This window comes from sulfur-oxidizing endosymbiont of Gigantopelta aegis (assembly GCF_016097415.1).
Lineage (GTDB): Bacteria > Pseudomonadota > Gammaproteobacteria > GRL18 > GRL18 > GRL18.
Genome location: NZ_JAEHGE010000001.1, coordinates 687,020 through 711,166, shown reverse-complemented (window position 1 = coordinate 711,166; position 24,147 = coordinate 687,020). Strand labels below are relative to the sequence as shown.

Genomic DNA, 24,147 nt, shown 5'->3' with positions numbered 1-24,147 from the left:
TTGAAATACTTTAAGTTGCCTGGTATTGCCGAGCATTATGAAGAGACGGCTTTAAAGGCTAATAAAGACAGTTGGTCTCATGTTAATTACCTGACTCAGTTAATTGAGTTGGAAAATAATAGGCGACAGGAAAGAGCAATTGAACGTAAAGTGAAAACGGCTCGATTCCCATTTGTGAAAACACTACAGCAGTTCAGTTGGAACTGGCCAAAGAAAATTAATCAACTGCAGATCAAGGATCTCTTTCGGCTACAGTTTTTAAAGCAACACACTAATATTATTTTACTGGGTGGCGTTGGCTTAGAAAAACGCATCTGGCCACCGCCTTAGGTCATCATGCCTGTCTCAATGGAAAACGGGTCTTGTTTACAAATACGGTGGATGCCATTAACTCACTCATTGTGGCACAGAAATCGGGTCGTTTGAAACTGGAAATGCGCAAATACATTAAACCTGAAATCCTCATTTTAGATGAACTGGGCTACTTACCCATTGATAAGAATGGAGCCGATATGCTGTTTCAAATCATCTCTGGTCGTTATGAAGTGGGCTCAACGGTGATCACCACCAATCGTGCCTTTAAGGACTGGCCAGAGATCTTTAACAATGACAGCACATTGACCTCAGCATTGCTGGATAGATTACTGCATCATGCTCAGACAGTGGTTATTGAAGGAAAAAGCTATCGTATGAAAGATCAGATTGAAAGTTAAAGGGAAGTCATTCAAATCCCAGATCATGACTTGATCTGGGAGTCATTGAGGTGATCTGGCCGAAACAATTTCAAATGGCCAACTCTTTACAAATTCACGAGACCGCTGTCAGATTATTTTAGGTTTAATTCTAGTATGGTCTTTGATACTTGACCGGATTCTGATGACTCCTAGATAAATATCAGAATATATATTTGACAGTTAGCTAAGGCTGGACTAATATGAGCGTATTGCTTAATAAGTCAGGAGCGAGTATGGATGATGTAATATCAATGCATCAAGCAAAAAGTAACCTGTCCCAACTGGTAAAAAAGCTTCAAATGGGGAGGAGATATACATCGGTGCTTATGGGAAAGCTGAGGCTAAATTAGTGCCATTAGATACTGGATGTAAACAAAAAAAATCATTGGTTTACTTAAAGGGGTAATCAATGTGCCGGACGATTTTGATGAGTCTTTGTCAAATGAAATTATAGCTGAGTTTGAAGGGCAATAATGAGGGTTCTATTAGACACTCATATTGCGTTATGGGTTATGGCTGGCTCTAATCGAATTAGCTCAATACGTGATGTGATTCTGGCTGATGAGAATGATGTTTATATTAGTACTGCCTCTTGGTGGGAGTTGGCTATAAAAATTGGTATTGGCAAATTTGAGGGGAATTTGTCTGAAATTAGAATGGCTGCTAAAAATAGCGGTTTTATTGAATTACCTATTACTGGCGAACATACTGAATCTGTTTTAAACCTTCCCCAGTACATAAAGATCCTTTTGATCGAATATTGGTTGCACAAGCGATATGTGAACCAATGCGATTAATTACAGCTGATAGCAAACTTGAAGCTTATAGTGAATTGATTTGGAAAATTAAATAGCCCGACATTTTTAATTTCAAAGCTAAATTTAAGTATTTTTTATCGGGTATTATCACTTAGATTCAACTCATAAGTGCAACACTATTTGGTTGTATTTGTGATATTTGCTGGTTTATCGCTGGCTCATGAAATTCCCAGGGTGACCGAGCGTAGCGATGGCCACCCCGGGAATTTCATGAGCCAGCGACGCCTGACGGCGCTACTAAAAAAAAATCATAAGTACAGTAATGATTTGCTCGAAAAAATGGCCAATTGCTTGTAAAATCGGCCATTTTCTCCTGCAAGAGTAAAGTGACTTATGAGAACTTACAAGCAATTGACACAAGAACAAAGATACTACATTTCGACTGAGATTAAAAATGGCATTTCCCAGTCTAAAATTGCTCAGGCGATTGAGGTGAGTAAATCTACTATATGCCGTGAAATTAAACGCAACGCTGGTTTACGTGGCTATCGATTTAAGCAAGCTCAAGAAAAAGCCGTTAAGCGTCGCTACAATGCTTCTAAAGCAATTAAAATGACGGATGACATGATTGCCCTTATTGATGAAAAGCTTTCACAGCACCAGTGGAGTCCTGAACAGATATCAGGTTGGTTACTGAATGACAAAATGCTACTTCTTAGCCATGAACGTATTTATTAACACATATGGGATGATAAGAAGCAAGGTGGTGATTTACATCAGTATTTAAGGCGTCAGGGAAAGAAATACCAAAAGCGTGGTAGTAACGGTAAAAGCAGTCGAGGACAAATAATTAATCGAATTTCCATTGATGACCGACCTAAGATTGTTGATGATAAACGTCGTGTTGGTGACTGGGAAATTGATACAGTGATCGGTAAAGGACACAGTGGTGCTCTGGTCACGATTGTAGAAAGAAAAACGCTTTACACATTAGTAGCAAGAGTGAATGGCAAACAGGCTGATTGGGTGACACAAGCAACAATACAATTGCTTAAACCCTTTAAAGACAGGCTTCATAGTATTACCGCAGACAATGGCAAAGAGTTTGCTTATCATGAGCAGGTAAGCAAAGCTCTTGATACAGCATTTTATTTTGCCCACCCTTATTCTTCATGGGAGCGAGGGTTAAATGAAAATACTAATGGACTGATTAGACAATATTTTCCTAAAGATACAGACTTTAAAGAAGTGACTGATAAAGAGGTTTACAACATGATGGAAAAACTTAATAATAGACCTAGAAAGGCACTCGGCTTTCAAACACCATTCCAGGCAATGAAAAAATCATTTGCAAGAACTGGAATTTCCTGCGTTGCACTTCAGAGTTGAATCCGCGTCATTTGAATGAGATGGTGATTAACAAAATAATGACTCCAAAATTTATTCAGGAAGATAGTGTTGCGACTGCTATTCTACATAAATTTATTGATCAAATAGATTTGCAAGCTTTATCGATGCGAAAAAATGCATTGTCTTTTACAACTGAGGGATCCCCACGAATTTTTTAACAAATGTCAACAACTTGTTGCGTAAAATTTGAAATATTTTCAAAAACCATTTTAATTTCCTTCTTTTTAATTTTATACCGTTTATCTCGAATAATTTGAATCCCAATATAAACGTTAGAAAGCACAGTTCTATGCCTGATTGTATTGGCTTGTAAGTCATAGTGATATTTTTTATTCACAGCAACTTTGCCAATACACCAAAGTAAAAACTGTGTCAGTGCTGCGACTAATAATAAATTATTATATCGCTTTGCAGATTTAGATTTTGCTTGTGCAAGACCAATACCATACTGTTGATTTTTTGTATCTCTGAAACCTTCTTCAATTTGCATGCGAAATTTATACAGCCTAACGACTTTCTTTGGCTTGTTGATTTCTTTAGGTAAATGAGAAACTAATAGCCAGGGTTGTTTTGCTTTTTTTAGAATAGTAAAGGCTCTTTGCATCTTGAGAAATTCCTCCACGTTTTTTCTTTTTATGTTTTCCCTTTTCAGTCCCATGAAATAAAGTACCCTCACAAGGAAATGCTGTGCTTTTGCTATAGAAGATCGTACCTAATCCTGTTGGCGTTGTGGTCGCTTGCTTCATTATAGTAGTACAACCTTCAAATTTTTCACCCTCTAATGAGATCTGTACATTGCCCCGAACTCGACCAACCCAAAACCATCCCTTTGCTTCAATTGTTTCAAACCAGGGTGTTTTAAAAATTGCATCGGATAAGATAATGGGTTGGCAACCCTCTGGCAATATTGCTTCAAGTTCATCCAGAAAAGTATTATGAACCTGAGTATTATTCAATTTCTTTTCTTCGAAACATTCTTCATAAATAGTAAGTGAACGACCACCCATTGGTATGGATATTCTGAGTAGTTGAAAAATTTCACTACCTGGTATTGGCGACCAATCAGCTATAAGAACAGGGTGCTTTTGTTCACCAACCAATTGCAATGTCAAATACTGATAGAGATCTTTACGTTCATTGTGCAGGTGTATATTGCCAATTAATCTGTCCATTCTTTTGATATCATGCTTTGTTTTCGTTTTTGAATGAGCCCTCAAGTTTCTGCCCAAGCCAGTCACTGTTACCTGATGCTCAGATATTGCTGAATTAACACCTGCGATGAGTGCCTTTAATCTGATTTTATGCATATCAGGGCATGCAGATAATAATTTTTTATGTAATAATTGTGTTGCTTTCATGGCGTTCTCCAAATTGCTTTGTGGTGAACTAATTTGATCATAGTTCGCCATGAAAGTCGATCAATTTCTAAAATTTCAACGAGTTACTAAAAAAATTCGTGGGGATAACTCAGCTTTTACAATAAAAAAAAATAACAAACTGTGTAATAGGTTATTTAATTATAATGCTGATCCTGAGTATCAATGGTCTTGTCTTGAACAGTTAGAGACTGAATATAATATTTTTTCAATTAAGCTTGCGAAAGATCATCATTATCTCGATGTAAAATATGAAAATTCAAAACTGATTTTTAATAAAGCACAAGATGCTTCTGGCCTCTATATGTCTGAAGTATTAGTACGAGAGTGGCTACAACGACCGATCATATCAGCAGATATTAAACATTGGAATCAATTGCTCAGTATAAATAAAAATTGTTTTGAAGATGGTGGCTTATCGTTAACGGATAAGCCAATAAAGCCTTCTGGTTGGTCTGCAGAACAAATTATGCAAGGATTAATTTCTATCGGTCAGGTATTACAAACACCACAAACACTTAGGCAACTATCAAGTCAGTGCTTTTTTTCAGAATCTAAATTTTTAGATAATCGTCAAGTATTAATAGAAAAATTGTATCCATCCTTATTGGTTAATTTAATCACTCGCCCTGTTATATTGAATTGTTATATCCCAAACCAGTTTCATGAAGTTTTATTTATTGAAAATCAAGATACTTTTATAAAAAGAGTCAATAGTCAACCAGAAAACCAGCTGCTTATTTATAGCGCGGGCTTTCGCGCAACTATGAAATCAGTTCGGACCGAGAAAGGAGTTGTTTTTAGTCTCGTTGAGTCGGAGTTTGAACAAGTAGTCTTTGAGCAGTTTAAACAATGGTGGTTTGGAAAAACAGATAAGTTATTGCCCTGTTATTTTTATGGTGATTTAGATTATTCAGGCTTGGGTATTCTTGGTCAATTGAGAAAACAGTTTCCTAATATAGAGGCATGGAAGCCAGGTTATGAATTATTATTAGAAAAATTAAAAAATGGATACGGTCATACTCCAGAACAAAGTAATAAACAGGGACAAAAGATGCCTGATTTAACCGGTTCTCAATATGCAGATAAAGTGTTACTGGTAGCGTTGAAAAAATATTTACGATTTGTTGATCAGGAAGCGGATTAAAAACCTGCCTAAATAATAATTTAGACAGGTTTTTAAGACAATTTTTAATTAATTATTGTGAGACACTCATTGTTTTATTACAGTTGAAATTCATCCGCTGTTTCGTCCCACTGAAAAACATCCTGAGATTGGCTGCCGGTAGCAGGAGGATTGTTATCCATTGACTGCAATGCGCTGGCTACGGTCTGATTTGGTTGAGTGCTTAGATTGAAATCTGCTGGATTCACATACTCTTCATAAGCAACACTCCAAACTTGTTCACCGGTATCAGCAACAGTTTTCAATGCTTGTGTTTGTAAAGTAACCTCTTGCATAGGGAAGACATCGCCCATGCTGGGATCACCGTAAACAGAATCTGCATTAGCATTGAAAGAAACGGCGACGGTTGCTGCGAATAATAAAGTGGCTAAAGTTTTCATGATAGTATCCTCGATGTGTTTGTTTGCTTAAGACTTAAAGTTTGTCTTGCTATGGGAACTACTATACATCAGCGATACTTTCAGGAACCTTGCACCAAGATTAAAGATTTTTAATTTTTCTAAAACTTAAATTCTTTGCAAAAACTTTTTATAAAAGACATTTGCAAAGAATTAAGAGCATTAAGTTATAATATTAGGCTGCTTTATGTTCATAGAGATGTACATCTCGTTGAGGATAGGGTATGCCTATGCCCGCTGCATCTAAACGTAATTTCACTGTTTCATTCGCATCAAAATAGACATTCCAATAGTCTTCAGATTTGACCCAGACCCGAACAAAAAAGTTAACACTATTGTCTGCAAGTTCACCAACAACAATTAAATGGGTGGGATCTTTTAATATGCGTTGATCCTTTGCGACGATGTCTTCAAGAATGGTGCGCACTTCTTTTAAGTCTGCGTCATAGGAAACGCCCACAGTCAAATCAACACGACGAGTATCCTGAGTGGAATAATTGATGATGTTGTCGTTGCCCAATTTATTATTCGGTATGATGATGGTCTTATTATCAGGTGTTTTTAAGGTGGTAGTGAAGATTTGTATCACTTCAACTTTACCCACGACACCGGCTGCTTCAATAACGTCGCCTTCTTTAAAGGGACGGAAGATAATTAGCAGAAAACCAGCGGCAAAGTTCGCTAATGAACCCTGCAAGGCAAGACCAATGGCCAGACCGGCAGCACCTAAGATAGCGATAAATGAGGTTGTTTGTATGCCAACCTGCCCTAATGCCGCCATGACGATAAAGATCATAACGCCCATATAAACAAGGCTACTGGTAAAGCCAATGATCAAAGGATCAACCCGGCTTTTTGCCATCATTCCCTGAACCATTTTTTTCACTATATTGGCAATGAACTTACCAATAAAAAAAATCAGCAGGGCAAAAATAAGATTGGGACCATATTGTATGACTAAATCCAGCCCGGCATTGAGCAATTCGGATGATTTATCAGGATCCATTAATTCTGTCACTGTGTTAGCAACATTCATTGCTTCGGCTTGTATCGCTTGTTCTGGCATTTATTCTCTCCATATTTTCTCTCCATTTATTGAATTAACAATGCAATAGGGATAATTTTTATTAAGTGTTAAAAAACTGAGCTTGGATAGTAGCAAATTTGTTTTAGACATTATAGGGATGGCTTTACAAAACATCTATTTGATGCTATCTTTACATCAAATAGATGTTTTTGGAGGGGCAATGTCAGCCAGTCAACATAAACTACTTAGTGAATTAGGACTTAACCCTGATTCATTAAGTGATAAAATTGAATACATTCGTTCTGTCAGAAAGGGCTTATCCGGTGTGGTCGTTAAAAACACAGTCAAGTTACTGGAAAATAGGGAACTTATAGTACGCATCCTAGGAACAACATCCAGCAATTTGAATCGCTATTATCGGCTTAAAAATATGAGCAGAACGGATAGTGAAGAAATGCTCGACACCATTCGCGTATACGATAAGGCTGCGCGAGTATTTGGTAGCATGGAGCAGGCAAAAGAATGGATAAAATCACCGATTCCTGCTTTATCCGGTGAAAAACCAGAAGATTTATTTGATACCTTTGAAGGACGCAAGTGGGTTGCTCAGGTCTTAGGTAAAATTGAATATGGTGAATTTGTTTAATGCTGCTTTACCGTATTGCTCCGGAGTCTTATTTAGAAAATTATCAGGGCTTGGGTGCAAGCTACAAAGACGGGGCGAGGTGGAATAAGGCGGGTGAACCGGTGCTTTATTTTGCCTTGTCTTCGGCAACGGCTTTGTTAGAAATGGCAAATTATATTCCGTCACCGTATTTAGTGCCCAAAAGTTATCGACTGGGTGTTTACCAATTGCCAGATGATATTAAATACGATACTTTAAGTGATAAAAAACTGCCTGATGACTGGGCAAAATTTCCTTATCCACTCTCAACGCAAACATTAGGCTCTCAATGGCTTGCGAAAAATAAAGCATTGCTAATGATAGTGCCAAGTTGTGCAGTGCCGGGTGGCTTGGAAAAAATAGCGCTGATGAACCCTAATCATCCCTCCAGCAAAAAAATAAAGTTAATTAAAGCACTCCCTGATTTATACAACAAACGCACCTTCTCAGGTATTAATAAATAAACTTCACAAGCATTTTGGGTATAGGCTTATTCATTTTCATGTTTTACCAGCACTTGTAATGATTGGTCATGGCCATATTGCACCTGAAATGTAATCGGACGGCAACAAACCTGGCAGTCTTCAATGTATTCCTGTTCAATATCGCCTTGTTCAATTAAGACATCAATGTATTCACCGCAATAAGGGCAGGCGATAGTCGCTTCTTCCTGATGATTCATGATTTTGCTTTGTGACGTATTTTAGGGCGAAAATAATTAGTGTTTTGATAATATTCAGGCGATTCGTTTTCTTTGGCCCAGCCAGGAATACCTAAGATAGGTAACGGAGAAAGGTAGCTGGAATCAGCCAGTGAATTATTGGTCTTAATGTCAGATGACAATAATTGATCTAGCTTTTTATATTGACTCATTTTGTCACATTGAAAAAAATTATCATCCACTTCAAGGCAATAGGCTTTGCCGGTAAAACCGATAAAGGGCGTAAAGGCTTTTTCATACATGCCATGACCGAAGACAAAGGCACCGATACTTTGTTGCTGCCTACTCTCAGAAAAGCCATCTTTAGAAAACCAGTGCGAACGAGCCTGTAAAAACACACTTTGCCATTGATGATCTTTCAGGGCTTGAAGGTAAGTTGGGTTGCTACTAGCAATAATGATGCCGGACTCGTCCAAGTGGGTAATGGCATCTCGGGCTGGCGTTCTTTTTTTGCCGGGCTGACGTTCGAGTTCCTGTATATGCAGGGAATTAAGTAGAATTTTTGTTTGGGGAAATAGCACCCAGATAAGGGCATTAAACAAGTCATGCCAGTTTTGTTCACGGGTACTGATAATGCCTTTTTTGTAGACACGTTCTTCATAACCCATATCAGGAAATGGTAATGTCTCATCCTGAGGATGCATAGCTAATGTATGGCCGCTGGATAAAATGACTGGCTTATCCAGTAGTGCCAGCAAGCCCTGACTACCCGGCCAATCAGTCCAATTGCTCTGTTCTAAGAGCAATTTTAAATCAGCAAAAATTAATGACTGCTCAAGAAAATGACTATCCCAATCATTGTTGATATTTTTAGCCATGGCTGAGAGTATGCTTATTCGTTGATATAAACACAGAGATAGGCGACATCTGTGGTCATTTTGACATCAAAGGATTGCTTGGCTTCGACTCTGAATGTTTCGCCGCTTGTATAAGTTTGCCAAGTATCAGCACCGGGCAATTTAACCTGCATTTCACCGCTGGTCACTGTCATTAATTCAATGCTACTCGTACCAAAAGTATATTCACCTGCTGCCATAACGCCTGCCGTCGCATCACCATCAACACTATTAAAGGCAATGGACTTTACCTTGCCGTCAAAATACTCATTTACTTCAAACATAAAAACTCCAGTTTACAGAATGTATGTGCTTCAACCTAAAAAAATCAGTTGAATCTACTGCGACCGCCTTATGAACTGAATCTTAAGGATTTTCCAGAACATTTTGACTTCACCCGTAGGGTGACTACGAATAAAGCCCAAATAACCTGTAAAACCCTTAATCTTCAGCACCTAAGTCGCTCTCGCTACGATTCAACTGATTATTTTAGGTTCAATAGACAAATTTTACTCGATCTCTTGATGCTTTAATATTGAAATACACTAAATTAATGAGGATTTTTTATTATCAGGGTTTCTCTCTATATATTCTTGTATTATTTTTTGTAATAATTTCATGTAACTGACATTTAAATAACTTTTTAAATAACTTTTTAAATAACAAGGATTGATAAATGTTCTAGTAATTCAGTTGTTTATAGCTAAAGACAAGGATGTGGTATATGGATATAAAAACTTCTGCAAGCAAGCAAGGTGCTGACTCTGCCGTTTTATTTCGGTGGGGACTTCTCCGTGCCGCCTTAATCTCAATCATCTTGTTATCCATGCTGGCCATGTCAGCCACTGTCTTTGCCAGCTATGAAATTGCTTTAAAACGTCTTAATGAGGGTGATATAGCAGGCGCATTAACACTTTGGAGCAAATTGGCTGATGCAGGGGATGTCAATGCTCAGTATTCCGTGGGGGTGCTGTATGAGCAACGTGGTGAGCATCAATCACACCAGAAAACAATTCATTATTTGAATCTGGCTTCCAAGCAAGGCATGAACAAGGCTCAGTATACGCTGGCAATGAAATATTTTGCTGGCTATGGTGTTGAGCAAGATTTTAATAAAACCATTCAACTCTTACTCAAAGCGGCCGCTCAGGATTATCCTGAGGCGCAATATCAATTAGGCCGTATGGCCTCTGATGGGCTGGGTTTCAAACAGGATGCGACAGAGGCGATTCGCTGGTATTTGCTGGCAGCAGAGAATGGTTTTGGTCCAGCTCAACATACACTGGCATCTCATTATATGACCGGCAATGGGACGATGACCAGTGTCGATAAGGCTGTTTTTTGGCTCAAGCATGCGGTAGAGCAGGAAAATATGCTGGCGCAAAGAGATTTAGGCTTTTTGTATATGCAGGGCATGGGCGTAGAACGAGATTTTGCTGAGGCGGCGAAATTGTTAAACAATCCGGCGACCTTAGGCAGCCCCGTGTCACAATATTTATTAGGTCAGCTTTATGCTAATGGTGGTCAGGGCTTAGCGAAAAGTATTCGTCAGGCTAAGCACTGGTTTGCTGAGGCAAAAAAATCAGGCTATCCCAAGGCCGAGGCTGCTTTAGCACAAATTGCCCATCTGCCGTCTGAGCCGGAAGCTGAAACTGAACTCGCAAATGCACCGGAAAAAGCACCTGAACCTGCTAATGAAGCAGAGCAGGTTTCAGAAGAACTGGTTCAATTGGTTGACCCGGAGGCTGAAACTGCCGATAAACAGTTTTATGATTTTTATAACGAAGATTTGTCGGCCTATCGCTCAACTGCAAGAACCAAGGATGATGGCAAAGATAACAACATGGCGGCTTTGGATGATTGGCAATATCTAGATGATGCTGTAGTCAATTTGAGTGATGATAAATTGGTTGACTATAAGGATATTGATGCGCAATTTGATCAAGCATTTGCCGCGCAAGCAAAGTCCTTGGGGGGGCGAGGTAATTATAAACGCATCTTTGGCTTGGCGCAGGCTGGGGCTGATTATGAACTCAGAGCAGTGCGTAAATATGAGCCGAGTCTATTGCCTAAACAAATTGGAACAGCATCAGAGACTAACAAAAGTAATTCAAAGGCGATAGTTTTTCAGCGCTATAATCGCTCCGGTGAACCACAACAATTGGGCTTTTTTAGTCGTAAGGTGAAGCCTGTCTCTAAAGCATTAGATAAGCCTTTGCTTAAGCGAGTCGCTAAGCCATCAGTGCCATCAAGTTCGACAAAAAAGGCCGTGCCAAAAGTACCGTCAATGCTGGTGCAACAAGCTAAACGGCCTAATCGACCTGCTCCTGTCTTGGCTAGCTTAAGCAATATAGATAAGAGCAATGAAACCGATCAGGCACGCTTTAGCAAATTATCAGGTGATAACTTTACGCTACAAATTTTACAGTCAAATAATCCCTTTAAGGTAAAGCGTATTTCACAAAACACCTCGGGCATTGCTGATAATAACTTATATTTTTTATCGGTAAATAAAAAAAATCGTCCGCTTTATTTAGTGACTTATGGTACTTATGCCAATAAAGAACAGGCTAAAAATGCGGCAAAGTCATTGCCTCAATATGTTGCCATAGGGACACCCTGGATTCGAAAAATCAGCAAAGTCCAACAACAAATTGCTAATTTATAGAGATATTTAGGACATAATTTTACGCTATCGTTTTATGATGGGTCTGTTAAAATGGTTATTTAGTCATTCCATTATGAGCGATCAGTGGGCCTCTCTTGCCAGTAAAAAAGTTGCCATTAAAAAAACAATTCTTTAAAGACAGTGCCTTCGGTTGGGATGGACTGTCTACTTTTATTTTTTCCAATATTTTATTACTCCTCACCGTCGGTCTGGTTTTTTTGTATTTGCTATGGCAGACAACGAAAACAGCATTGCAAACAACCACTCAGTTGCCGAAGACAAACGTTCAGAGTATTTTAGTCGCGGGTCTGTGTTTAATTAATAATGCTCCCACTGAAGCATTTAAGCGTCGTTTGAATCGAGCCTTGTCATTATTGCAACAACAGCAGTCGGATAGGGGGTATGCTGGTAAAAAAGCCTCTCATTCAATGAAAATCATTCTACTGGGTGGTATGACGGGGGCTAATACGATTTCAGAATCCCGTGCTGGTGCAATGTATTTAAAATCACAGGGCGTCAGTGAAGCGCAAGTGATTATTGAAGAAAAGTCACGTCACACTCTGGAAAATCTGCAACACGCTCGTGCTTTGCTATTCTCATCATTATCGGCACACGAACAATCACACAAGCAATTAAACGAGCAATCAGGCGCCCATCAAGTCGCCATTATCAGTAGTCGTTATCACCTCTACCGAATCCTAACCCTAGCACAGGGACTTAGTATGCATTTATCCGCAGTGGCGGCAGAAGAGCGCTTCGAATGGCGTGTAAAGTCTGTTTTTCGTCTACTCAAAGAAGCCTACTATCTGCATTGGTATTGGAGTGGTAAACTATGGGTCAAATTAACAAGTAACAAAAAGAGTTAGGCGCGTCTTACATAATCGCTCTAATAGGTAGCCCAAGCCATGAAAAACTTGTATCAGGAAGCAAAAAATTGCTTCTTATGTGTCAATCCCGATGAAAAACTCGCATTAAGCCAACAAATCGCCTCAGCATGGGATGCTGGCCTATTAGAGTGGCAAGAAGGTGATTCCCTTTCTCAGGATGCACCGCTACAGCTTAATGAGCCGGGACGACAGTCAAAACCTCTGCTCGTTGAAGTGAGCAAGTTAAAAAATCGTGGTTTTAAATCCATTCAGCAACGTGCCTCATTGATCCATGCTCTGGCACATATTGAATTAACTGCTGTGAACCTCTCCTGGGATAGTGTTTATCGCTATCGCCACATGCCCAAAGAATATTATGATGATTGGGTTAAAACAGCAAAAGAAGAAAGCCTGCATTTTAATTTATTGCGTCAGAGTCTCAGAGATATGGGCTATGACTATGGTGATTTTCCCGCGCATAATGAATTGTGGCAAATGGCGGTAACTACGGCAGATGATCTCATGGCACGTATGGCCATTGTGCATCGGGTGCTGGAAGCCCGTGCCCTCGATGTCATCCCCTTTTCTATGGGCAAATTTCGTGATGTGGGTGATCCGCAAACTGCCGATGCCCTGACCATTATCGCCAATGATGAAATTGGTCATATCAATGCAGGGACTCGCTGGTTTCGTTATCAATGTGAACGTGAACAACTTGATCCGGATAAGATGTTTTTCACTTTAATAAAAAAATACCTGAATTCGACGCCGAGAGGCCCGTTTAATCGTGATGCTAGATTAAAAGCAGGCTTTAGCCTTAATGAGATGCAGGAACTGGAACGCTTGGATATGGAATTCAAACAAGCAAAAAAAATGCGCCAGCAAGCGACTTAACACCATCTCTAGCCATGAGACTTGGAAGTACAGCAGGTATATCAATAGCTTTTCTAGTATTTTGTTCTAGACTTAAGGAGTCATAGTAAAAGGAACAAGGTATTTTGGAACAGCCAAAGAAAAGAATTAGAATCGGCGACCTATTGGTTGAACACAAGTTGATCTCTGAGGGTCAGTTAAGTGCGGCATTGGCTGATCAAAAAACATCGGGGCGCAAATTAGGGCAGGTGTTAATTGAAAATGGCTATATTTCTGAGCAAAAATTTCTCTCTTTTTTATCCCGTCAACTGAACGTCCCCTTTATCGACTTGAGACAATACCACTATCAAACAGAAGTGGTGCGCCTCCTGCCTGAAACGCTGGCACGGCGCTATCGTGCTATTGTCCTGGCGGATAGAAAAAATGGCCTATTAGTGGGCATGGCTGATCCGTCTGATATTTTTACCTATGATGATATTCACAAGGTACTTAAGCGTCCCATCACTCTGGCTTTGATCAGAGAAAAAGATCTGTTGGCGGTAATGGACAATGTGTATCGTCGTAAAGATGAAATCAATTCTCTGGTCGAAGAGTTAGATGAAGAATTATCTGAAACAGATATCGATCTGGAGCAATTGGCACAAAGTGATGATGTTGAAAATGCTCCGGTCGTGCGTTTATTACAAACCATTTTTGAAGATGCCTTACAGGTTAATGCCTCGGATATTCATATTGAACCAGATGAAAAAGTATTGCGCATTCGTATGCGTATCGATGGGGTGCTCAATGAGCAGGTAATGAATGAAAAACGCATTGTCGCAGCCTTGGTCTCCCGGCTGAAATTAATGTCTGGCCTTAATATTTCTGAAAAACGCTTGCCCCAGGATGGGCGTTTTCATATTAAAATCAAAAAACATTCACTGGATGTACGTCTATCAACCATGCCAACCCAGCACGGTGAATCAGTGGTTATGCGTTTATTGGATCAAAGTGCCGGTATTCTAAATTTAGATCAATTGGGTATGAATGCTGATTTGTTAACACGTTTTCGCAAATCAATTCATCGCCCACATGGTTTAGTATTACTGACCGGCCCCACGGGCAGCGGTAAGACTACCACCTTATACGGGGCTTTAAATGAGCTCAATAATAGCGAAAAAAAAATCATTACTGCTGAAGATCCGGTGGAATATCGATTGGAGCGCATCAGCCAAGTACAGATCAATGCCAAAATTGGTCTGACTTTTTCCAATGTTTTACGCACCGCCTTGCGCCAAGATCCGGACATTATTCTGATTGGTGAAATGCGTGATCCAGAAACTGCAGACATAGCTATTCGTTCGGCTATGACGGGTCACATGGTACTTTCCACCCTGCATACTAATGATGCGATTAGTTCCGTATATCGCTTGCAGGATATGGGCGTAGAGGGTTATTTAATTGCGACTTCGCTACAAGCCATTGTGGCACAAAGACTGATAAGAAAAATTTGTGAAAATTGTAAAATTGATCATGAGCTGGATGAGCATGAAATGAGCTGGTTACAAGGGGTGATGTGTCAACACTTTTCCGGACAGTTTTCTAAATATTTTTTTGGCTGTTTCAAGTGATTTTTGTCATTTTGTATTTCCTATCATTTTAGTTTCTCATGTTAACTTTAAACAGATGAAGAGAAAGGGCTTTGCCCTCTGGAACGATAGAGCCGTTCCATTCACCCAAGGTATTTTCACAACGGTAATGATCCTGTTACAATATCTTCACGGCACAGGCTGAGGAGCCGATGGCCGTCAACGGTAATGGGCGGCATTTATGTCGCCTTTTACCCCTCTTCAATCAATCGATTTAAGCTATTTCCTGCTGTATTTCATAATCGACTGGTGACAAATAATCATTAGCCGAATGAAGTCGCTCCCGATTATAAAATACCTCAATATATTCAAATATTGCCTGCTTTGCTTCTACTCTGGTTTTGAATCGACAATGGTGCGTCAATTCAGTTTTCAAACTATGAAAGAAGCTCTCTGATACAGCATTGTCCCAGCAATTTCCTTTGCGGCTCATAGACTGAATTATGTTATGATCCGACAATATTTTTCTATGACTATCAGAGGCATATTGGCTACCTCGGTCAGTATGCCAAAGCAATCCATCCATTGGTTTACGCTTCCATATGGCCATCAGTAAAGCATCATTGACTAGCTTGGCTTTCATTCGCTCATCCATCGACCAGCCAACAATTTGCCTAGAGAATAAGTCAATGACAACCGCTAAATATAACCAGCCTTCCTTGGTGGCAATATAGGTAATATCACCCACATAGTAGCGATCAGGTTGAGAGACAGTAAACTCTCTTTCCAGTAAATTTGGAGATATACGCTTATTATGCTTGGAATTAGTCGTCGCTTTAAAGCGTCTCTTCGTTTTACAAAACAAACCGGCTTTTTTCATTAATCGACCAATTCTCCGGCGGCTTATATGAACGCCTTTTTCAGCCAGTTTTCTTTTAAGACGACGGGTTCCATAAGTCTTGCGACTGTCTTCAAACAGTTTTTTAGCTGCTCAGTAAGCGCTTCATTTTCTTTCTCTCTATCCGTTTTAGGAGAGCTAACCCAATCATAATAGCAACTACGGGAAACATCCATAAAACGGCACAGAATCGTTACCGGGTAATCTTTAGCCTGATCAGTTATCCATGCGTACTTCACAAAGTTTCCCTTGCAAAGTACGCTGTGGCCTTTTTAATAAATCACGCTCCTGAATCACTTTTGCCAATTCTTTTTCAGACGTTTTACTTCATCATAAATGTGTTCATCACTTCTATTGGCTACCGTCTTCACCGGTTTGGAATATTTACTGATCCAGGTATGTAGAGTATTTACATTAACACCTAGCTCCCTGGCAGTCTGAGAAACGGGTTGATCCGTCTCATTAGCTAATTTGACAGCTGATTCTTTAAATTCTGATGTATAGCTTATTCGGTTTTTTTGTTTGATCATTCATTTTAGGTCACACTTTTTATCTTTTAGTTGTTTTAAGTTGTGTGTCCGGTTAAGTATAGCCACATTAGGGCGGTGAATGAGCCATTAAAAAACAATCAATTTTCTCAGGGCAATGGCTGTCATCTATGCAATAACACCGGTTATAAAGGTCGTCAGGGTGTGCATGAAATTCTGGAAATCAATGATGCACTGGCAGAAGCCTTGCGCTCTAGTGATGCCCGTGCCTTTGTTAAAAAAGCCCGTAGCGCACCGGGTTATATACCCTTGGTCAATAGTGCCTTTGAACTAGCCAAACAAGGCATTACTTCGATTGATGAGGTCTTGAGATTGGCGGGTTCTATTGAAGAACATGCAGTACTTGAAGAGCAATAAATAGCATGGCACGATATTTTTATAAAGGACGTACGGCACGGGGTGATGCAGTAGAAAATACTGTAGAGTCAAGCTCAGAAGATGCGCTGGCTGAGCAATTATTTAATACGGGGATCACCCCAATTGAAATCAGTCTGGCGGTCACTGCACCTAAAACTATCCCCTGGAAACGTCGTTTTGGGCTAGGTAAACCCCGTACCGAAGAATTGATTTTATTTGCCAAACAAATGAGCACTTTGTTTAAGGCTGGAATTCCAATTATTCGGGCAATGAATAGCTTGGCATTAACCACTGACAATGATTATTTAAAAGAAATTTTAGAGCATAGCATCAAGCAACTTGAAGCCGGTCAGCCATTATCTACAGGCTTGGCAAAATACCCGGAAGTTTTTCCGCCGGTGTTTCTCAGTGTCATGAAAGTGGGGGAAAGTACCGGGCGTTTGGATGATGCTTTTGAGCAATTGTCTTTTTATCTGGAAAGAGACAAGTTGATTAAAGATAAAATTAAAGAAGCGACCCGCTATCCAACTTTTGTGCTGATTTTTTTGGCGGCTGCCCTTGTGGTGTTGAATATCTTTGTGATCCCCAAATTTGCTAGCGTGTTTAGTAAAATGAATTTAGACCTGCCCATTTATACCAAAATATTATTGGCTACCTCGGAATTATTTGTCAATTTTTGGCCTTGGATGTTTGCAAGCACAGCGCTTGTGGTACTGGGAGTGCGACATTATATCAGCTCAGAAGGGGGGCGCTTTCGTCTGGATAAATTCAAATTTAAAATTCCTTATATCGGGGAAATTTTACGTAAAGCGACTCTGGCACGTTTTTGTCGTGCCTTTGCTTTGACTCAAAGAGCCGGTGTGCCACTGGTACAGGCATTGAATCTAGTATCCAAAGCGGTGGGCAACGTGTTTGTCGCTGATCGCATTGCTGCAATGCGCAAGGGCGTTGAACGCGGTGACAATCTGACCAATACTGCCGCCGCAACAGGCATGTTTACCCCATTGGTATTGCAAATGATTGCGGTGGGTGAAGAAACCGGTCAAGTGGATGATATGTTGGTTAAAGTGGCTGAATTTTATGAAGATGAGGTGGATTATGAAATTAAATTTCTCAGTGCACAAATTGAACCGGCTCTTATTTTAGTGATTGCGGGCATGGTACTTATTCTTGCTTTAGGTATTTTTATGCCGATGTGGGATTTGGTCGGAAAAATGAAGTAAAGATGATATTTTTCATTAGCATAGAGTCATTTGTTAAATATATTATGAAAAATATGGTATTTTCCCGATTCACTGCTATATTTTGACTATAAAGTGTTTTTAATCTGGGACGCCAATGTAATTGGCAGCGACACAGAGATGATAGCTTAAAAAACACATTAGTAGTCAAAGAATATAATATTCAGATTTGAGAGGTTATTTTATGTATAGTAAACAGTCAAACTCAGGTTTTACCCTGATAGAATTAATTACCGTAATTTTGATTTTAGGTATTTTGGCGGCGACTGCTTTACCAAAATTTATGGATGTAACCGATCAGGCTCATGAGGCAGCAGTAGCAGGTGTCGGTGGTGGTTTGGGTAGTGGTATTGCTCTAGCGCATGCACAGTGGATTGCTAATGGTGACACTTCGGCGACAACCGTACCAGGCTTTGGTGATGGTATTGTGCCAGTAGTTAGCGCAAGTGGTTGGCCCACAGCAACAACTGATGCAACGTGTATCTCAAATGTTTGGCAGGCAGTAATGCAAAACCCACCTACAATCAGCGCGGGTACGTCTACTACGGATACGACCAATGACTATACCGCGACTTTTGCTAGTTCGTTATGTACTTACAACTATCGTGCTAATAAAACAGGTACCGCTGCATCGACTATGAGCATTACTTATAATCCTGCTAATGGTGCAGTAGTGGTTGATGCAATCAATTAAAGCGTCGTGAGTAGAATGGGCGCTGCTCACCGCTCACCGCAATCTGCCTAGTTTAAATCCGCCTGTATCATTGGTTTTTAGATGCAAACGAATAATAGCAATTTTCGAAATAATGAGCTGACAAGAAACCAGGGTTTTACACTCGTTGAACTTGTGACGGTGATCATCATTGTCGGCATTATGGCATCAGTCGGTGCAGCAAAATTCTTTAGTCAATCTTCCTTTCAAGACAGCCAATATCATCAAGAAATCATCTCAGCTTTTCGTTATGCACAAAAAATTGCCATTGCCAGCCAGTGTGATGTTGATATTGTGTTGGGCGGTGATAACTATGCCTTAAATTACGCAGCAAGTTCATTGTGTGCCGCTCAGATATTAAAAAAACCAGCTTCTCAATCGGCCTATAGTGATACGGGCACGGTCATCATCAGCCCAACACCAACCTTTACTTATGATGCACAGGGGATTGCCAGCTCCACCGGCGCATTTTCTTTTACCGTGGGTGACAGTGCGCGGGTGGTTATTGTTGAACCCATAACGGGTTATGTCCATGATTAAAAATACTCAAGCGGGTGTGACCTTAATAGAATTAGTGATTTCAATTGTGATCATCAGCATTGCTATTGCTGGAGTGACGGCGTTATTTATTGGTACTAGCACCACTAGTGCAGATCCCATGGTACGTGCACAACAATTAGCCATTGCTAAAAGCTATATTGATGAAATTATGATGCAGCCCTATGAGAATCTTGTTGATGGGGCGACCACCGGCAGGGCGAATTATAATGAAGTTGACGATTACAATGCCATTATTGCTGGCACTGCGATTGCCGATCAATATGGCAATAGCATTAGTGCTCTGAGCGGCTATTCGGTTGAAGTGGTGGTGAGTCTTTGCACGGTATCCAGTTGTGGCAATGAATTGGATGCTGTGAGCGCCAAAAAAATTATTGTTAGCATTAGCCATGCAGGTCTGAATACGACCATTCCTTTGACTGCTTATCGAACAGATTATTAATGAAAACGTCCGTGAACAAACAGCAGGGTTTCACCTTAGTTGAACTCATTATTGTTATGGTCATTAGCGGCATTGTGGCCATGTTGGTGGTGAACCTAATTGCCTCGCCCATGACGGCTTATGCCGATTTAAAACGGCGGGCAGAACTAGTGGACATTGCTGAGTTAACACTGCATCGCATGGCGAGAGATATTCATCATGCCTTACCCAATAGTGTGCGTATTAGTGCCGATCAACTCAGTCTAGAAATGCTGCATACGATTGATGGTGGGCGCTATGCAAGCAGTGGTACAGATGTTTTTACTACTACTGCTTCGAGTACCTCATTTGCTTTGTTGCAGCCATTACGCATTAGTGCAGCTCAGGCCGTTGGCTTAAATGTCGTGGTATATAATTTGGGTGAAAGTGGATCAGATGCTTATCAGACAGCCCCTCTTGAAAACCGCTCTGAGATTACAGCACTAACGGATAGCTTAATCTCTTATAGCGCCATTCAGTTTCCTCTGTCTTCGCCGCAAGCGCGTTATATGATCGTAGATAAACCGATTTTATTTGGTTGCTTATTGGCTAATAATAGCCTTTATTTAAAACAGGATTATGCGATTACAGCAAACATGGGCAGTGTGAGCAGCAGTGATGCATTGTTGGCAAAAAACATTACTAATTGCCAGTTTAGTTATTCAGCGGGAAGCACCACTCGCCCCGGCTTGGTCACACTAGCCATTACTATCAGTGACAATGGAGAAAAAATTACTTTGATGAATCAGGTTTTTGTTGAGAATCAGCCATGAACATTATTGCTTCGTTGCCTAAACAACAAAGAGGTATTTCCTTGGTTGGCGCGATTTTTATTTTAGTTGCTTTAGCATCGGTAGGCATTGCTATGGTCACTTTAAATAGCACCACAACGACCACATCGGCATTAAATGTTGAACAGTCACGCGCTTTATATGCCGCCAAAAGTGGTATGGAATGGGCCATTGCTATTGTCACTAACAATGATCAAAACTTTGTTGATAGTTGTACGGGGGTGGTGCCGGGCAATGAATGGCAAACCACAGAAGGTTATACTATAAAGATTGAACGCTGTGATGATGTTTGCCCAGCTTGTTGTGATGCGACACCGGGTGCTTGTTCTTTAAATCCCAGAATAACGACGATCGCTATTAGTGCCAGAAGAGGTTTAGTCGGTGATACTTTTTATGTTTTTAGAAAAATTCAAAGCAGTATTTCCTATGATGGCTCGTAGCCCATTCAGTATAATTCACGGGTATAAATAATACGTTTAGAGCGATTATAAATACCAAAGCTTGCTCGACTGTAGGGTGGGTTATTGCCCTTTCCAGGCAGGCTAGCATCACCTGCGGTATCAAAATAATCACCATCGCCATCCCAATCATATTGTAGCCAGAAAAACTGATCACCATTCAAACCAATGTCCATGACAACATCAACATAGCCTGTCCCTGTTCCCGGGGGTGAAAAATTAATGCCATCAGAAGCGACTGATAAAGTACCATTGATGTTTTCAGTTGTTGTTACTTGCTTGTTATAGGTGATTGATGATGGATTAATGCTGCAAGTATCATCACTATTGAGGATAAAACCATTATTATAATATTGCACATACATAGGCATATCCAGCGCTATTAATTCTGAGCCAAATACATTTTTTGTGACGATACGGCCAAAGCGAAGCTCCACTGCACTTGGCTCGATAGTGGGTAAGGTGCCAAGATAAGTGATGCTATCACTATCAATAATATTGTTGGTGATTAAATCAATGTTGGTTTGAAAGGGATTGAGCTGAGCGGCTGAATTCTTAATGTAGTTGAGTTTGTCCGTGGCATTCAGGGTGTAAGTAACCGTGCCATCGTTATTGCTGACCAGTGTACCGTCACTTAAATTGCTTAATACGGTATTGAGTAAGGCATCACGCACTTCAAGGCTGAGGCTATTGGTGCTATCACTTGAAGGTGCTTGAATGGTGACGGAGCTATTATCAAGCTTGATAAAGCCATCACGATAGTTGAGAGTCGTATTGTTGGCAGCATTTTCTGCGCTAATGAATAATGATGGTGTGCTGAGGTAGTTCATAGCTTGTCCGCTATAAGTAAAGAGACCGCTGCACATGGCCTGATAGGCTCCGTGGCTGTCGATGGTGGCTCTATAGTGATCGGGAGTAAAGCGGCCGACATAACCACTTTTACCTAAAATATCATCAATTCCAAGATAACTATTATCCGTTAAATTTGCCTTTAGTTCGATGATACCAACTTCATTATAGGCTATATCAGAAGCACTCCAAGTGGGTGATGATAAGGTGGTATTACCACTTAGAGTTGGGTTATTACCTGAGCTAGGTTGATTGAGTGTGGGTAACTTCTCAATAAGTCTGTGCATTTAAACAGCACAAACTTTACCTTTCAGCAACTCAGGCAGATATGGGATCAAATTTCTCTTGCTGATCCGGTCATTAATAAAATCCCAGAATGAAATTCCTTGTTTCAAACAAGTTTTCTTTAAACTGACAAAGGTATCTCTGCAAAGTTGCCCATCCTTTGAGCGTGTACTACCACTAATTTTACGCTTAATAACATATTCTCGAATATCATTTTCACTCAAATTATTATGAAGAGGAATATCAGGCCGTTCCAATACCAGCAGTAATTCTGTTTTATTTCTTGCCAATCGTTTCAGTGCCTGATTCAACGTTTCAAAGCTTGTTTTAGTCCGGCACAATTCATCAAAATGTTCAGCAATCGCTGACTTCAACGGATCATCTGGCTCAAGTTTATATTGTTTGAGATCATAAAATAGTTCCCAAATCTGAGTATGTACCCAGTTCAGTTCTTTATCATGTCGCTCATTGAGTGGTAGTATCCGCTGAAACACTCTGTCTGCATGTATCCAACATAATGCGTGCAACAAAATATCAAATTGTCCTGCATCATCACTCACAATCACCAAATCACTTGGAAAGCCACTGTTAATTAATGCCCCCAGTAAAGCGCCTTCTGTGGCAATGCGAACATGCCGTTGTGTTATGATACTATTGTTCTGCAGATAGTATTTCCAGGCTTCTTCATTATCAAAGCAAGTCTGATGACTTTGTTCAATAACGCTCAATGGCTTGTGAGGTAATTTTTCTGCTCTCATATAATCAAGTGCTGCATCGTTGAGCGTATAATCAACAGCAGCACCTCGTAACAATTGTAGAAAATTAATCCGGCTCTTATATCGAGTACTTGAAAACCAGGCAAAGGTTTCATTGCCAACGTGAGTACAATAACCATTCTTTCCATCATGACGACTACCCGTATCATCAACATGGATATAAGTACTATTGTTGATACCGGCAGTTAGCAATGTATTTTTTCAGTATGAAAATGGTCTTTGTCATGGATTAAAATCTCATTGATCTGACCCGTTGAAATATCAAAACCTAATTCTGTTAATTGTTGTATTATCAATGGCTGAGTCACTCTCTGGTGATAATATTGATAAACGATATAACTCTGTAATGTATGGCCAAAATGTCCTATATGTGTATCAAAGCTCAATTTTCCTATACAGGTATCACCATCGGGTGTTTTATAGCGAGCCAATCGATAACGAGTATTGAAAGGCTTAATCAGCAGCTCCTGAACAAAATAATCCTGATACCCTAAAAAACGTGAATGTTCTGGCAGGTTATCTGGTTTGATAACGGTGGTTTTATGAATAGCCAATTTCTTCTTTCGTTTACGACTTTTACTAGTCCCATTTCCTGAGTTGTTTTTCTTGCTTCCTGAATGACCTGTCGGATTATCATTGTCATCATCCTTTGGCAATTTACTGGCTCTTATTTTAGGCTTTGGAGGTAGCTTTTTAAGCTTAGCAACTTCTGTTTTAAGGGCATCGATTTCAACCTGTTGGTTTTGAATGATTTCCTGTTGTTGCTCCATGAAAGCAAGGAGTAATCGGACTACCGGTGTCTTTTCTTCTTCAGGTATCTCTGGAATTGGAGGTAATTTTTTCACTATAATCAATACAGGTTGTTTTCAATAAAACAATTGTATCATGGCTTTTTAAGGCTCTTTAGTTTGCCCTGTGTTGATCAAACTCCCTCTCAGTTAAGATAATATTCAAAAATATTCTATTTCGATCTGAGACAGATCGACAGGATCATTTATAGGGATAAATTACATGGGGCAGTGAAAATGCAATTTTTGTCCTCTAAAATGCTGTCAAGACTTTTTTTGTTTTTATTTCAAGTTTTGCACAGACTTATTGAGAAGTTACCCTAAAATTTTATTAACTCATT

At 39.9% G+C, this 24,147-nt stretch carries 25 protein-coding genes and 3 pseudogenes; 17 read left to right on the top strand and 11 right to left on the bottom strand.

Going from position 1 to position 24,147, the window contains the following annotated elements; translation table 11 throughout:
- From istB to JEU79_RS03525, 3 genes and pseudogenes are all read left to right on the top strand, one after another.
- Positions 1-713, top strand: a pseudogene (gene istB / locus JEU79_RS28295) (IS21-like element helper ATPase IstB).
- Between the two features lie 533 nt (positions 714-1,246).
- Complete coding sequence (locus tag JEU79_RS03530) at positions 1,247-1,531, top strand: PIN domain-containing protein (RefSeq protein ID WP_246539973.1); 285 nt, start codon at positions 1,247-1,249, stop codon at positions 1,529-1,531.
- Between the two features lie 354 nt (positions 1,532-1,885).
- Positions 1,886-2,881: pseudogene (locus JEU79_RS03525) on the top strand (IS30 family transposase).
- 175 nt (positions 2,882-3,056) lie between these two features.
- On the opposite strand, the gene JEU79_RS03520 reads toward JEU79_RS03525, so the two are convergent.
- Both JEU79_RS03520 and JEU79_RS03515 read right to left on the bottom strand, forming a co-directional pair.
- Positions 3,057-3,539: a transposase gene (locus JEU79_RS03520; protein WP_281401035.1), complete on the bottom strand. Its 483-nt coding sequence runs from the start codon at positions 3,537-3,539 to the stop codon at positions 3,057-3,059.
- The gene (locus JEU79_RS03515) at positions 3,439-4,260 is read right to left on the bottom strand and encodes an IS4 family transposase (protein ID WP_198262988.1); all 822 of its coding nucleotides are present in this window, start codon (positions 4,258-4,260) and stop codon (positions 3,439-3,441) included. Before JEU79_RS03515 ends, JEU79_RS03520 begins: the two co-directional genes overlap by 101 nt.
- A gap of 49 nt (positions 4,261-4,309) precedes the next feature.
- Between JEU79_RS03515 and JEU79_RS03510 the strand changes: the two genes are divergently transcribed.
- Positions 4,310-5,425 carry a Wadjet anti-phage system protein JetD domain-containing protein gene (locus JEU79_RS03510; protein WP_198262987.1) on the top strand — a complete coding sequence of 372 codons (1,116 nt, stop codon included), beginning with the start codon at positions 4,310-4,312 and terminating at the stop codon, positions 5,423-5,425.
- A 77-nt stretch (positions 5,426-5,502) separates the two neighbouring features.
- Here the strand turns inward: JEU79_RS03510 and JEU79_RS03505 are convergent, their stop codons facing one another.
- Together JEU79_RS03505 and JEU79_RS03500 are read right to left on the bottom strand one after the other, a co-directional pair.
- Entirely contained in the window at positions 5,503-5,844 is a 342-nt protein-coding gene (locus JEU79_RS03505; RefSeq protein WP_198262986.1) for a hypothetical protein, read from the bottom strand.
- Positions 5,845-6,037: 193 nt separating this feature from the next.
- Complete coding sequence (locus JEU79_RS03500; protein WP_198265842.1) at positions 6,038-6,913, bottom strand: mechanosensitive ion channel family protein; 876 nt, start codon at positions 6,911-6,913, stop codon at positions 6,038-6,040.
- A 196-nt stretch (positions 6,914-7,109) separates the two neighbouring features.
- On the opposite strand from JEU79_RS03500, the gene JEU79_RS03495 reads away from it, so the two are divergent.
- Both JEU79_RS03495 and JEU79_RS03490 read left to right on the top strand, forming a co-directional pair.
- A complete protein-coding gene (locus tag JEU79_RS03495) occupies positions 7,110-7,535 on the top strand; it encodes an antitoxin Xre/MbcA/ParS toxin-binding domain-containing protein (RefSeq protein WP_198262985.1) in 426 nt (141 codons plus the stop codon).
- Positions 7,535-8,017 (top strand): RES family NAD+ phosphorylase, encoded by a 483-nt coding sequence (locus JEU79_RS03490; RefSeq protein WP_198262984.1) that lies wholly within the window; start codon positions 7,535-7,537, stop codon positions 8,015-8,017. The genes JEU79_RS03495 and JEU79_RS03490 overlap by 1 nt, the downstream gene beginning before the upstream one ends.
- Before the next feature lie 26 nt (positions 8,018-8,043).
- On the opposite strand, the gene JEU79_RS03485 is transcribed toward JEU79_RS03490, so the two are convergent.
- Genes JEU79_RS03485 through ppnP form a run of 3 tightly spaced genes read right to left on the bottom strand, consistent with a single transcriptional unit; the run spans position 8,044 to position 9,394 of the window.
- On the bottom strand, positions 8,044-8,235 hold the full coding sequence (locus tag JEU79_RS03485; protein WP_198262983.1) for a CPXCG motif-containing cysteine-rich protein: 192 nt from the start codon (positions 8,233-8,235) through the stop codon (positions 8,044-8,046).
- A complete protein-coding gene (locus tag JEU79_RS03480) occupies positions 8,232-9,092 on the bottom strand; it encodes a DUF3025 domain-containing protein (RefSeq protein ID WP_198262982.1) in 861 nt (286 codons plus the stop codon). The genes JEU79_RS03485 and JEU79_RS03480 overlap by 4 nt, the downstream gene beginning before the upstream one ends.
- A 14-nt stretch (positions 9,093-9,106) precedes the next feature.
- The gene (gene ppnP, locus JEU79_RS03475) at positions 9,107-9,394 is read right to left on the bottom strand and encodes a pyrimidine/purine nucleoside phosphorylase (protein ID WP_198262981.1); all 288 of its coding nucleotides are present in this window, start codon (positions 9,392-9,394) and stop codon (positions 9,107-9,109) included.
- 440 nt (positions 9,395-9,834) lie between these two features.
- Between ppnP and JEU79_RS03470 the strand changes: the two genes are divergently transcribed.
- The 4 genes from JEU79_RS03470 to JEU79_RS03455 all read left to right on the top strand — a co-directional run bounded on the left by JEU79_RS03470 (position 9,835) and on the right by JEU79_RS03455 (position 15,127).
- Complete coding sequence (locus JEU79_RS03470; protein WP_198262980.1) at positions 9,835-11,778, top strand: SPOR domain-containing protein; 1,944 nt, start codon at positions 9,835-9,837, stop codon at positions 11,776-11,778.
- Between the two features lie 95 nt (positions 11,779-11,873).
- Positions 11,874-12,644, top strand: a complete 771-nt coding sequence (locus tag JEU79_RS03465; RefSeq protein WP_198262979.1) for a YdcF family protein — start codon at positions 11,874-11,876, stop codon at positions 12,642-12,644.
- Between the two features lie 39 nt (positions 12,645-12,683).
- Positions 12,684-13,538 carry a ferritin-like domain-containing protein gene (locus JEU79_RS03460; protein WP_198262978.1) on the top strand — a complete coding sequence of 285 codons (855 nt, stop codon included), beginning with the start codon at positions 12,684-12,686 and terminating at the stop codon, positions 13,536-13,538.
- 101 nt (positions 13,539-13,639) lie between these two features.
- Positions 13,640-15,127 carry a GspE/PulE family protein gene (locus JEU79_RS03455; RefSeq protein ID WP_198265841.1) on the top strand — a complete coding sequence of 496 codons (1,488 nt, stop codon included), beginning with the start codon at positions 13,640-13,642 and terminating at the stop codon, positions 15,125-15,127.
- A gap of 232 nt (positions 15,128-15,359) precedes the next feature.
- On the opposite strand, the pseudogene JEU79_RS28290 reads toward JEU79_RS03455, so the two are convergent.
- A pseudogene (locus JEU79_RS28290) lies at positions 15,360-16,513 on the bottom strand (IS3 family transposase).
- Between the two features lie 75 nt (positions 16,514-16,588).
- On the opposite strand from JEU79_RS28290, the gene JEU79_RS03435 reads away from it, so the two are divergent.
- From JEU79_RS03435 to JEU79_RS03405, 7 genes are all read left to right on the top strand, one after another.
- A complete protein-coding gene (locus tag JEU79_RS03435) occupies positions 16,589-16,888 on the top strand; it encodes an ATPase, T2SS/T4P/T4SS family (RefSeq protein WP_214660483.1) in 300 nt (99 codons plus the stop codon).
- Positions 16,889-16,893: 5 nt separating this feature from the next.
- The gene (locus JEU79_RS03430; protein WP_198262975.1) at positions 16,894-18,111 is read left to right on the top strand and encodes a type II secretion system F family protein; all 1,218 of its coding nucleotides are present in this window, start codon (positions 16,894-16,896) and stop codon (positions 18,109-18,111) included.
- A gap of 202 nt (positions 18,112-18,313) precedes the next feature.
- Complete coding sequence (locus tag JEU79_RS27285; protein ID WP_198262974.1) at positions 18,314-18,823, top strand: type II secretion system protein; 510 nt, start codon at positions 18,314-18,316, stop codon at positions 18,821-18,823.
- Positions 18,824-18,904: 81 nt separating this feature from the next.
- The gene (locus JEU79_RS03420) at positions 18,905-19,381 is read left to right on the top strand and encodes a GspH/FimT family pseudopilin (RefSeq protein ID WP_214660482.1); all 477 of its coding nucleotides are present in this window, start codon (positions 18,905-18,907) and stop codon (positions 19,379-19,381) included.
- Positions 19,374-19,841, top strand: a complete 468-nt coding sequence (locus JEU79_RS03415; protein ID WP_198262972.1) for a prepilin-type N-terminal cleavage/methylation domain-containing protein — start codon at positions 19,374-19,376, stop codon at positions 19,839-19,841. The genes JEU79_RS03420 and JEU79_RS03415 overlap by 8 nt, the downstream gene beginning before the upstream one ends.
- Positions 19,841-20,632: a PulJ/GspJ family protein gene (locus tag JEU79_RS03410; RefSeq protein ID WP_198262971.1), complete on the top strand. Its 792-nt coding sequence runs from the start codon at positions 19,841-19,843 to the stop codon at positions 20,630-20,632. The genes JEU79_RS03415 and JEU79_RS03410 overlap by 1 nt, the downstream gene beginning before the upstream one ends.
- Positions 20,629-21,090 carry a hypothetical protein gene (locus JEU79_RS03405; RefSeq protein ID WP_198262970.1) on the top strand — a complete coding sequence of 154 codons (462 nt, stop codon included), beginning with the start codon at positions 20,629-20,631 and terminating at the stop codon, positions 21,088-21,090. The genes JEU79_RS03410 and JEU79_RS03405 overlap by 4 nt, the downstream gene beginning before the upstream one ends.
- A 5-nt stretch (positions 21,091-21,095) precedes the next feature.
- On the opposite strand, the gene JEU79_RS03400 is transcribed toward JEU79_RS03405, so the two are convergent.
- From JEU79_RS03400 to JEU79_RS25960, 3 genes are read right to left on the bottom strand one after another with little or no spacing between them, the layout of a single operon-like run.
- Entirely contained in the window at positions 21,096-22,244 is a 1,149-nt protein-coding gene (locus JEU79_RS03400; protein WP_198262969.1) for a DUF6701 domain-containing protein, read from the bottom strand.
- Positions 22,245-23,210 carry an IS66 family transposase gene (locus JEU79_RS25965; RefSeq protein WP_198262524.1) on the bottom strand — a complete coding sequence of 322 codons (966 nt, stop codon included), beginning with the start codon at positions 23,208-23,210 and terminating at the stop codon, positions 22,245-22,247.
- A complete protein-coding gene (locus JEU79_RS25960) occupies positions 23,204-23,863 on the bottom strand; it encodes a hypothetical protein (RefSeq protein ID WP_198265641.1) in 660 nt (219 codons plus the stop codon). The genes JEU79_RS25965 and JEU79_RS25960 overlap by 7 nt, the downstream gene beginning before the upstream one ends.
- Positions 23,864-24,147 lie beyond the last annotated feature (284 nt).

What these genes read in the sequence shown, in the direction of transcription:
- JEU79_RS03530 (WP_246539973.1), top strand. Translation starts at nt 1,247, where the DNA reads ATGGCTGGCTCTAATCGAATTAGCTCAATACGTGATGTGATTCTGGCT.
- JEU79_RS03515 (WP_198262988.1), bottom strand. Translation starts at nt 4,260, where the DNA reads ATGAAAGCAACACAATTATTACATAAAAAATTATTATCTGCATGCCCT.
- JEU79_RS03510 (WP_198262987.1), top strand. Translation starts at nt 4,310, where the DNA reads ATGAAAGTCGATCAATTTCTAAAATTTCAACGAGTTACTAAAAAAATT.
- JEU79_RS03505 (WP_198262986.1), bottom strand. Translation starts at nt 5,844, where the DNA reads ATGAAAACTTTAGCCACTTTATTATTCGCAGCAACCGTCGCCGTTTCT.
- JEU79_RS03495 (WP_198262985.1), top strand. Translation starts at nt 7,110, where the DNA reads ATGTCAGCCAGTCAACATAAACTACTTAGTGAATTAGGACTTAACCCT.
- JEU79_RS03490 (WP_198262984.1), top strand. Translation starts at nt 7,535, where the DNA reads ATGCTGCTTTACCGTATTGCTCCGGAGTCTTATTTAGAAAATTATCAG.
- JEU79_RS03485 (WP_198262983.1), bottom strand. Translation starts at nt 8,235, where the DNA reads ATGAATCATCAGGAAGAAGCGACTATCGCCTGCCCTTATTGCGGTGAA.
- JEU79_RS03480 (WP_198262982.1), bottom strand. Translation starts at nt 9,092, where the DNA reads ATGGCTAAAAATATCAACAATGATTGGGATAGTCATTTTCTTGAGCAG.
- ppnP (WP_198262981.1), bottom strand. Translation starts at nt 9,394, where the DNA reads ATGTTTGAAGTAAATGAGTATTTTGACGGCAAGGTAAAGTCCATTGCC.
- JEU79_RS03470 (WP_198262980.1), top strand. Translation starts at nt 9,835, where the DNA reads ATGGATATAAAAACTTCTGCAAGCAAGCAAGGTGCTGACTCTGCCGTT.
- JEU79_RS03460 (WP_198262978.1), top strand. Translation starts at nt 12,684, where the DNA reads ATGAAAAACTTGTATCAGGAAGCAAAAAATTGCTTCTTATGTGTCAAT.
- JEU79_RS03430 (WP_198262975.1), top strand. Translation starts at nt 16,894, where the DNA reads ATGGCACGATATTTTTATAAAGGACGTACGGCACGGGGTGATGCAGTA.
- JEU79_RS27285 (WP_198262974.1), top strand. Translation starts at nt 18,314, where the DNA reads ATGTATAGTAAACAGTCAAACTCAGGTTTTACCCTGATAGAATTAATT.
- JEU79_RS03420 (WP_214660482.1), top strand. Translation starts at nt 18,905, where the DNA reads ATGCAAACGAATAATAGCAATTTTCGAAATAATGAGCTGACAAGAAAC.
- JEU79_RS03415 (WP_198262972.1), top strand. Translation starts at nt 19,374, where the DNA reads ATGATTAAAAATACTCAAGCGGGTGTGACCTTAATAGAATTAGTGATT.
- JEU79_RS03410 (WP_198262971.1), top strand. Translation starts at nt 19,841, where the DNA reads ATGAAAACGTCCGTGAACAAACAGCAGGGTTTCACCTTAGTTGAACTC.
- JEU79_RS03405 (WP_198262970.1), top strand. Translation starts at nt 20,629, where the DNA reads ATGAACATTATTGCTTCGTTGCCTAAACAACAAAGAGGTATTTCCTTG.
- JEU79_RS03400 (WP_198262969.1), bottom strand. Translation starts at nt 22,244, where the DNA reads ATGCACAGACTTATTGAGAAGTTACCCACACTCAATCAACCTAGCTCA.